Here is a 7,071-nt window from a genome sequence, read left to right on the forward strand (position 1 = left end):
CCTCTTGCCAAGCTGACCGGTTCATGGTTCGTTCTTCTCGTATAGCGGGAGGAAACGATGCTCGCCAGCGTGGTGACGGTGGCCTTCGAGGGGGTGGACGCCCGGCGGGTGGACGTGCAGGTCCACCAACTGCCTTCGGGGGACCAGTCGTCCTTCACCATCGTCGGCCTGGCCGACAAGGCGGTGGCCGAGAGCCGGGAGCGGGTCCGCGGCGCGTTCGCCGGCATAGGCCTGTCGCTCCCGCCCAAGCGGATCATCGTCAATTTGGCGCCGGCGGACCTGCCCAAGGAGGGCAGTCACTTCGATCTCCCTGTCGCCCTCGCCCTGCTGGCGTCGATGGGCGTCATCCCGCCGGACATGCTGTCCGGCTGGGCGGCCGTGGGTGAGCTGGGGCTGGACGGCCGGATCGCCCCCGTCGGCGGAACCCTGCCCGCGGCGGTGGCGGCCGACGCCATGGGTCTGGGCCTGATCTGCCCCGAGGCCAACGGGCCCGAGGCCGCCTGGGCCGGCGACGTGGCCGTGCTGGCCCCGCGCTCCCTGATCGGGCTGGTCAACCACTTCAAGGGAACCCAGGTGCTGCGGCGGCCGGAGCCGGGGGCGATGCGATCCGGCGACCGCATCCCGGACCTGCGAGAGGTCAAGGGTCAGGAGAGCGCCAAACGGGCGCTGGAGATCGCAGCCGCCGGCGGACACAACCTGCTGTTCGTCGGCCCGCCCGGCTCAGGCAAATCGATGATGGCGGCGCGCCTGCCGGGCCTGCTGCCGCCGTTGACGCCGAAGGAGTTGCTGGAGACCTCAATGGTCTGGTCGGTGGCCGGCCTGATCGAGCGCGGCGCTCTGACCCGTGACCGGCCGTTCCGCAGCCCCCACCATTCGGCCTCGATGGCCGCCCTGACCGGCGGGGGTCTGCGCGCCAAGCCGGGCGAGGCCTCGCTCGCGCATAACGGCGTGCTCTTTCTGGACGAACTCCCCGAATACAGTGCGCAAGCCCTCGATTCCCTGCGGGCGCCGCTGGAGACGGGGGAGATCGTGGTGGCGCGGGCCAACGCCCATGTCCGCTATCCGGCCCGGTTCCAGCTGATCGCCGCCATGAACCCGTGCCGGTGCGGCCTCGGCGGCGGCGGCAAGGGGGCGTGCGGCAAGGCTCCGCGCTGCCAGCGCGACTACCAGAACCGCATCTCGGGCCCGATGTTCGACCGCATCGACCTGACCGTCGAGACGCCGCCGGTCACGGCCGCCGACATGGCCCTGCCGCCGCCCGCCGAGGGCACGGCCGAGGCCTCCGCCCGGGTTCTGGCCGCACGCGCCATGCAGGAGGACCGGCTGCGCGCCGCGGGCATCGACCCGGACACGGCTCGCGACCAGGCGGTCAACGCCCGCGCCTCAGGCGAGACCCTGGATCGGTTCGCCACGCCGGACGAGGCGGGGCGGGCCCTGCTGATGCGCGCGGGACAGGCCGGCGGCCTGACCGCCCGGGGCTGGACCCGGACCCTGCGGCTGGCCCGCACCATCGCCGATCTGGACGGTTGCGACGGCGTCCTGCGCCGCCACATCGCCGAAGCCCTCGTCTATCGCCGGACGACTGTGGGCGCCCAGGGGGATTTCGAACGTCAGACCGGAGATCGCGCGGGGACACGCGCCTTCTGAGTCCTGTCCCGGCTTAACCTGGCCGATTGAGCCGGTCTTAAGGGATTACCCCGCAGGATGCCGGTCGAGGAGATCGGCATGGCGCGGCGGGCGAAGGCAGGTGTGGCGACGGAGGCTCCGGAACAGCAGTTCCTGCGCCTGATGAGCCACGAGATGCGCACGCCGCTCAACGGTGTCATCGGCATGCTGGGTCTGTTGTCGCGCACGCGGCTGGACGGCGCCCAGCGCGCCTATGCCGAGGCGGCGCGCTCGTCGGCGGAGCATCTGCTGGGTCTCGTCAACGACCTGCTGGACTACGCGAGGCTGGAAGCCGGAAAGCTGGAATTCGACCACGCCCCTGTCGACCTCGAGGCACTGGTCCGCGGCGTCGCCGAACTGCTGAGCCCGCGGGCCCATGAAAAGGGCCTCGAGATCGCCTGGTCCGTGGCGCCCGGCGCCGTGGACGTCATGGGCGACGAAGGCCGCCTGCGACAGGTGCTGTTCAACCTCGCGGGCAACGCCGTCAAATTCACCGAGACCGGCGGCGTGCGCATCGCCGTCGAGCGCACCGGCGGCTCCGACAAGGCGCCCCGGCTCGCCTTCATCATCGATGACACGGGTCCCGGCGTCCCGGCCGAGGCGCGTACGCGGATCTTTGAGGAGTTCGGCCACGTCGACGCCTCGGACGCCAGCCGTTTCGGCGGAGCGGGTCTTGGGCTGGCGGTTGTCTCCAGACTGGCCGCCGCCATGCAGGGCTCGGTGTCGGTGGCCGACCGGCCCGATGGCCCAGGGGCGCGGTTCCTTTTCGAGACGACCTTCGATGCGGCGCCCGATGCGGCGCGGGGCGTGCCTCTCGCCGGCCACGCTGTCGCCGTGGTCAGCCCCGATCCCTTCATCCGCGCCGCCGCCATGGACCAGATCGAGGCCTCGGGCGGGATGGTGCAGGCGGACGCCGGGATCGTGTTGATCGATCACGCCTCGCGCGAGAATGGTCAGGGTCTTGTTCGACGGCCCGCCGACGGCCGCGCCATCGTTCTGCTCAAGCCTGCGGAGCGCGACCTGATCGCCCGCTATCGCGGCGCCGGCTTCCACGGCTATCTGATCAAGCCCCTTCGGCGCGGCTCGCTGGCCGAGCGGGTGCTGGCGGCGTCTGGTTCGGGTCATGCCCACCAGCCCGGACTGCCGCCCCCGCCACCGCCCGAGGACGACCGCGTCGCCCCGACGCGGTTCTCAGGCACGCGGGTCCTGCTGGTCGAGGACAATCCGGTCGGGGCCCTGCTGGCCGCCACCCTGCTGCGCCGCGAGGGCTGCGCCGTCGAGACCGCCGCCAGCGGTCATGAGGCGGTCGATGCGATGAAGCGGGCCCGTTACGATCTGGTCTTCATGGACATGCGGATGCCGGGCATGGACGGACCCAGCGCGGCCCGCGCCATTCGCGCCCGCGGCGACCGGACGCCCATCGTCGCCCTGACCGCCAACGCCTTCGCCGAGGACCGCAAGGCCTGTCTCGAGGCGGGGATGAACGACCATCTGGTCAAGCCGCTGGAGCTGGAATCCCTGCGCGCCTCGCTCGCCCGCTGGACGAACCGCACGGACCGCGCCAAGGTCGCCGCCGGATAGGGACGCGGGGGCGTCCGGGAGAGACGCGCCGATGACCGACAAGCCTGTGGAAGCCGCGCCACGCAAGGCGACCACGAAGGACGTGTTCAAGGCGCTGGGCCGGGGCCGTGTCCTGATCACACTGCTGCTGGGCTTCGGCTCGGGCCTGCCCTTCCTGCTGACGGGCGCGACGCTCAGCCTCTGGCTGGCGGAGGGCGATGTCACCCTGTCGGCCATCGGCTTCATTTCGTGGGTGGGCCTCGCCTATTCCTTCAAATTCATCTGGGCGCCCGTTGTCGACCGGTTTGACGTGCCCATACTCGGTCGGTTCGGGCGGCGGCGCGGCTGGATGCTGTTGTCCCAGTTGCTGGTCGGCGGGGCGCTGATCTCGATGGCGATCATTGGCCCGGAGGGCGGGCTGACCGCCCTCGGCTCCGCCGCCCTTGTCACGGCCTTCGCTTCCGCGACCCAGGACATCGTCGTCGACGCCTGGCGGATCGAGACCGCCGAGGACGACGAGGACCTGAGCTTGCTGACCTCGGCCTACCAACTCGGCTACCGGTTCGCGATGCTCGCCGGCAATGCGTTGATCCTCTTCTTCGCGAGCTGGTTCGGCTGGAATGGCGCCTACGGCATCTGGGGCGCGGCCATGTCGATCGCGATCATCGCCACCCTGTTCGCGAAGGAGCCGCTGGATCGTTCGGACATCGCGAAAGCCACAGGCGGTGCGGCGCCGTGGACAGCGCGCGGCATGTATGACGCCGTCGTCGGCCCGTTCATCAACTTCGTGAAGACCCACAAGACCGCCGCCCTGCTCATGCTGGCGGCGATCAGCCTTTACCGGCTGCCGGACTTCGTCATGGGGCCGATGGTCGGGCCGTTCTATCTCGATCTGGGTCTGACCAAGGAGGCCATCGGCGCCATGCGGCTGAGCGCCGGTCTGGCGGGTTCGCTCACCGGAATCGCCGCCGGCGGCATTTTCGCCCTCCGGTTCGGCTTTGGCCGGACTCTGTTGCTGGGCGCCCTGATCGGTCCGATGTCGAACCTGGGCTACACCCTGATGGCGATGGTCGGCCTCTCGACCCCGATGTTCGCAGGGGTGCTGTTCGTTGAGAACTTCAGCGAGGGTTTGGCCGGCGCCGCGCTCGTCGCCTACATGTCCAGCCTCACCGGCATCGGCTACACCGCCACCCAGTATGCCCTGCTCAGCTCGTTCTACGCCATTCTCGGCAAATTCCTGAAGGGCTTCTCGGGCGTGGTCGTCGACGGCTTACAGCAGGGCAACGAGCTTATGGTCGCCTACGCCCTCTTCTTCGCCGGAACGGCGGCGGTCGGGATACCCGCCGTATTCCTGTGCTGGCTGCTGGACCGCCGGAACCGCAGGCTGAAGGCGGAGTTGGGGGCGACCTGATCGCCTAACCCTCCGCCGCCGCCCCCTCATCATAGGCGGCGAAGGTCGCGGCGGTGATGATCTCTGACACGGAGGCGCCGAGGCTGACGATCTGGACGGACTTCTCGAGGCCGACCAGCAGCGGGCCGATCACCGTGGCGCCGCCGAGCTGTTGCACCAGCCGGGTGGAGATGGAGGCGGAGTGGATGGCCGGCATCACCAGCACATTGGCGTGGCTTGACAGGCGCATGAAGGGATAGGCCGCCCGGGCTTCGGGATCGAGCGCCAGCTCGGGCGGCATCTCGCCCTCGTACTCAAAGTCGACGCCGCGGGCGTCGAGGATGCGAATGGCTTCGCGCACCTTCTCGCCCCGGTCGCCCGGAGGGTTGCCGAAGGTGGAATAGGACAGGAAGGCGACGCGCGGGGTCTTGCCCAGCTTGCGCACCGTCTCCGCCGCCTGGATGGCGATCTCGGCCAGTTCCTCGGCGTTGGGCAGTTCGTGGATCGAGGTGTCGGCGACGAACAGGGTGCGCCCCCTGGCCAGCAGGATCGACATGCCGATCATGCGGTTCTTCACGTCGAGGACGCGCCGGACCTCCTTCAGCACCATGTTGAAATTGCGGGTCACGCCGGTGACCATGCAATCGGCCTGGCCGCGGGCGACCATGGCGGCGCCGAAATAGTTGCGGTCCTGATTGATCATCCGCTGCACGTCGCGGCGCAGATAGCCGCGGCGCTGAAGCCGGGCGTAGAGCCAGTCGGTGTAGTCGGCGTTGTGCTCGCTGACGCGGGCATTGACGATCTCGATGCCCATGTCGTCGAAGATCAGCCCGGCCTCGGCGGCGTTCTGGCGGATCAGATCCTCACGGCCCAGCAGCACGGGCGTGCCCAGCTCGGCCTGTTTGAAGCCCCAGGCGGCGCGGATGACCGCGGTCTCCTCGCCCTCGGCGAACACCACCCGCTTGTTCGGGGCGGCGCGCACGGCGGCGGAGATGTTCTGCATCAGGGCGGCCGACGGATCGAGGCGCGAGCGCAGCTCGGTCCGGTAGGCGTCCATGTCCTCGATCGGCTTGCGCGCCACGCCGGTGTCCATCGCCGCCCTGGCGATGAAGGGCGGGATGTACCAGATCAGGCGCGGGTCGAACGGCGTCGGGATGATGTAGTCGCGGCCGAATTTCAGCTTGCGGCCGCGATAGGCGGCGGCGACCTCGTCGGGCACGTCCTCGCGGGCGAGGGCGGCCAGGGCGTGGGCGCAGGCGATCTTCATTTCGTGATTGATCTGCCGGGCGCGCACGTCGAGGGCGCCCCGGAACAGATAGGGGAAGGCGAGGACGTTGTTGACCTGGTTGACGTAGTCCGACCGTCCGGTGGCCATGATCGCGTCGGACCGCACCGACAGTACGTCTTCCGGGGTGATTTCCGGATCCGGATTGGCCATGGCGAAGATGATCGGATTGGGGGCCATGGAGGCCACCATCTCCCTGGTGATCGCGCCCTTGGCCGACAGGCCCAGGACCACATCAGCGCCGACCATGGCTTCGGCCAGGGTGCGGTGCGGGGTGTCGGTGGCGTGGGCGGCCTTCCACTGGTCCATCCCGCTGGGACGGCCCTTGTAGACGACGCCTTCGCGGTCGACGATGACGGTGTTTTCGGCGCGCACGCCAACGGCCTTCATCAGGCCGATCGAGGACAGGCCGGCGGCTCCGGCGCCGGCGAGGACGACCTTGAGGTCCTCCAGCTTCTTGCCGGCGATGTGGGCGGCGTTGATCAGGCCGGCGGTCGAGATGATGGCCGTGCCGTGCTGGTCGTCATGGAAGACCGGGATGTCGAGCAGGTCCTGAAGTTCGCTCTCGATGACGAAACATTCCGGGGACTTGATGTCCTCCAGATTGATGCCGCCCCAGGTGTCGCCGATGTTCTTGACGACGGTGATGAACTCGTCCGGATCGGTGGTCTTCACCTCGACGTCGAAGCTGTCGACATCGGCGAACCGTTTGAACAGGACCGACTTGCCCTCCATCACCGGCTTGGAGGCCATATGGCCGAGGTTGCCGAGGCCGAGGATGGCCGTGCCGTTCGAGATCACGGCGACCAGATTGCCCTTGGACGTATAGTCGTAGGCCTTGTCCGCGTCGGCGGCGATGGCCAGCACCGGGATGGCGACGCCGGGCGAATAGGCCAGCGACAGGTCGCGCTGGGTCGCCATGGGCTTGGTCGGCGCCATGGAGATCTTGCCCGGCGTCGGACTGCGGTGAAACTCCAGCGCGTCTTCGTCGGAGAAGGTCTGTTTGTCGGTGAGATCGGCCATGCCTGTTCCTAAGCCGGGGGAGGGGCGGGGACAACCGTTGAGGCGGTGCGGGGGCGCCCGGTGGCGGGCGGTTGGTGGGTGATCAGTGATGAGTGGTTGGCCTGCACCTGTGCAGCCGTGCGGGCCGCGCCGACCTTCCGCTGGCAGC

Annotated in this window: 4 protein-coding genes; 3 read left to right on the forward strand and 1 reads right to left on the reverse strand. The window is 69.2% G+C overall.

The window, feature by feature from the left end; all coding sequences use genetic code 11:
* Positions 1–57 precede the first annotated feature (57 nt).
* The 3 genes from B3E43_RS15740 (at position 58) to B3E43_RS15750 (ending at position 4,636) form a co-directional block, all read left to right on the forward strand.
* Positions 58–1,647 carry a YifB family Mg chelatase-like AAA ATPase gene (locus tag B3E43_RS15740; RefSeq protein WP_292031195.1) on the forward strand — a complete coding sequence of 530 codons (1,590 nt, stop codon included), beginning with the start codon at positions 58–60 and terminating at the stop codon, positions 1,645–1,647.
* Between the two features lie 78 nt (positions 1,648–1,725).
* Positions 1,726–3,246, forward strand: a complete 1,521-nt coding sequence (locus B3E43_RS15745) for a response regulator (RefSeq protein WP_292031197.1) — start codon at positions 1,726–1,728, stop codon at positions 3,244–3,246.
* 31 nt (positions 3,247–3,277) lie between these two features.
* Positions 3,278–4,636: an AmpG family muropeptide MFS transporter gene (locus B3E43_RS15750; RefSeq protein ID WP_292031199.1), complete on the forward strand. Its 1,359-nt coding sequence runs from the start codon at positions 3,278–3,280 to the stop codon at positions 4,634–4,636.
* Between the two features lie 4 nt (positions 4,637–4,640).
* Here the strand turns inward: B3E43_RS15750 and B3E43_RS15755 are convergent, their stop codons facing one another.
* The gene (locus B3E43_RS15755) at positions 4,641–6,923 is read right to left on the reverse strand and encodes an NADP-dependent malic enzyme (protein ID WP_292031200.1); all 2,283 of its coding nucleotides are present in this window, start codon (positions 6,921–6,923) and stop codon (positions 4,641–4,643) included.
* Between the last annotated feature and the right edge of the window lie 148 nt (positions 6,924–7,071).

Origin of the sequence: Brevundimonas sp. UBA2416, from assembly GCF_002343105.1 — a bacterium.
Classification (GTDB): domain Bacteria; phylum Pseudomonadota; class Alphaproteobacteria; order Caulobacterales; family Caulobacteraceae; genus Brevundimonas.

Coding starts and splice junctions, on each gene's coding strand:
- B3E43_RS15755 (WP_292031200.1), bottom strand. CDS start 6,923: ATGGCCGATCTCACCGACAAACAGACCTTCTCCGACGAAGACGCGCTG.
- B3E43_RS15750 (WP_292031199.1), top strand. CDS start 3,278: ATGACCGACAAGCCTGTGGAAGCCGCGCCACGCAAGGCGACCACGAAG.
- B3E43_RS15740 (WP_292031195.1), top strand. CDS start 58: ATGCTCGCCAGCGTGGTGACGGTGGCCTTCGAGGGGGTGGACGCCCGG.
- B3E43_RS15745 (WP_292031197.1), top strand. CDS start 1,726: ATGGCGCGGCGGGCGAAGGCAGGTGTGGCGACGGAGGCTCCGGAACAG.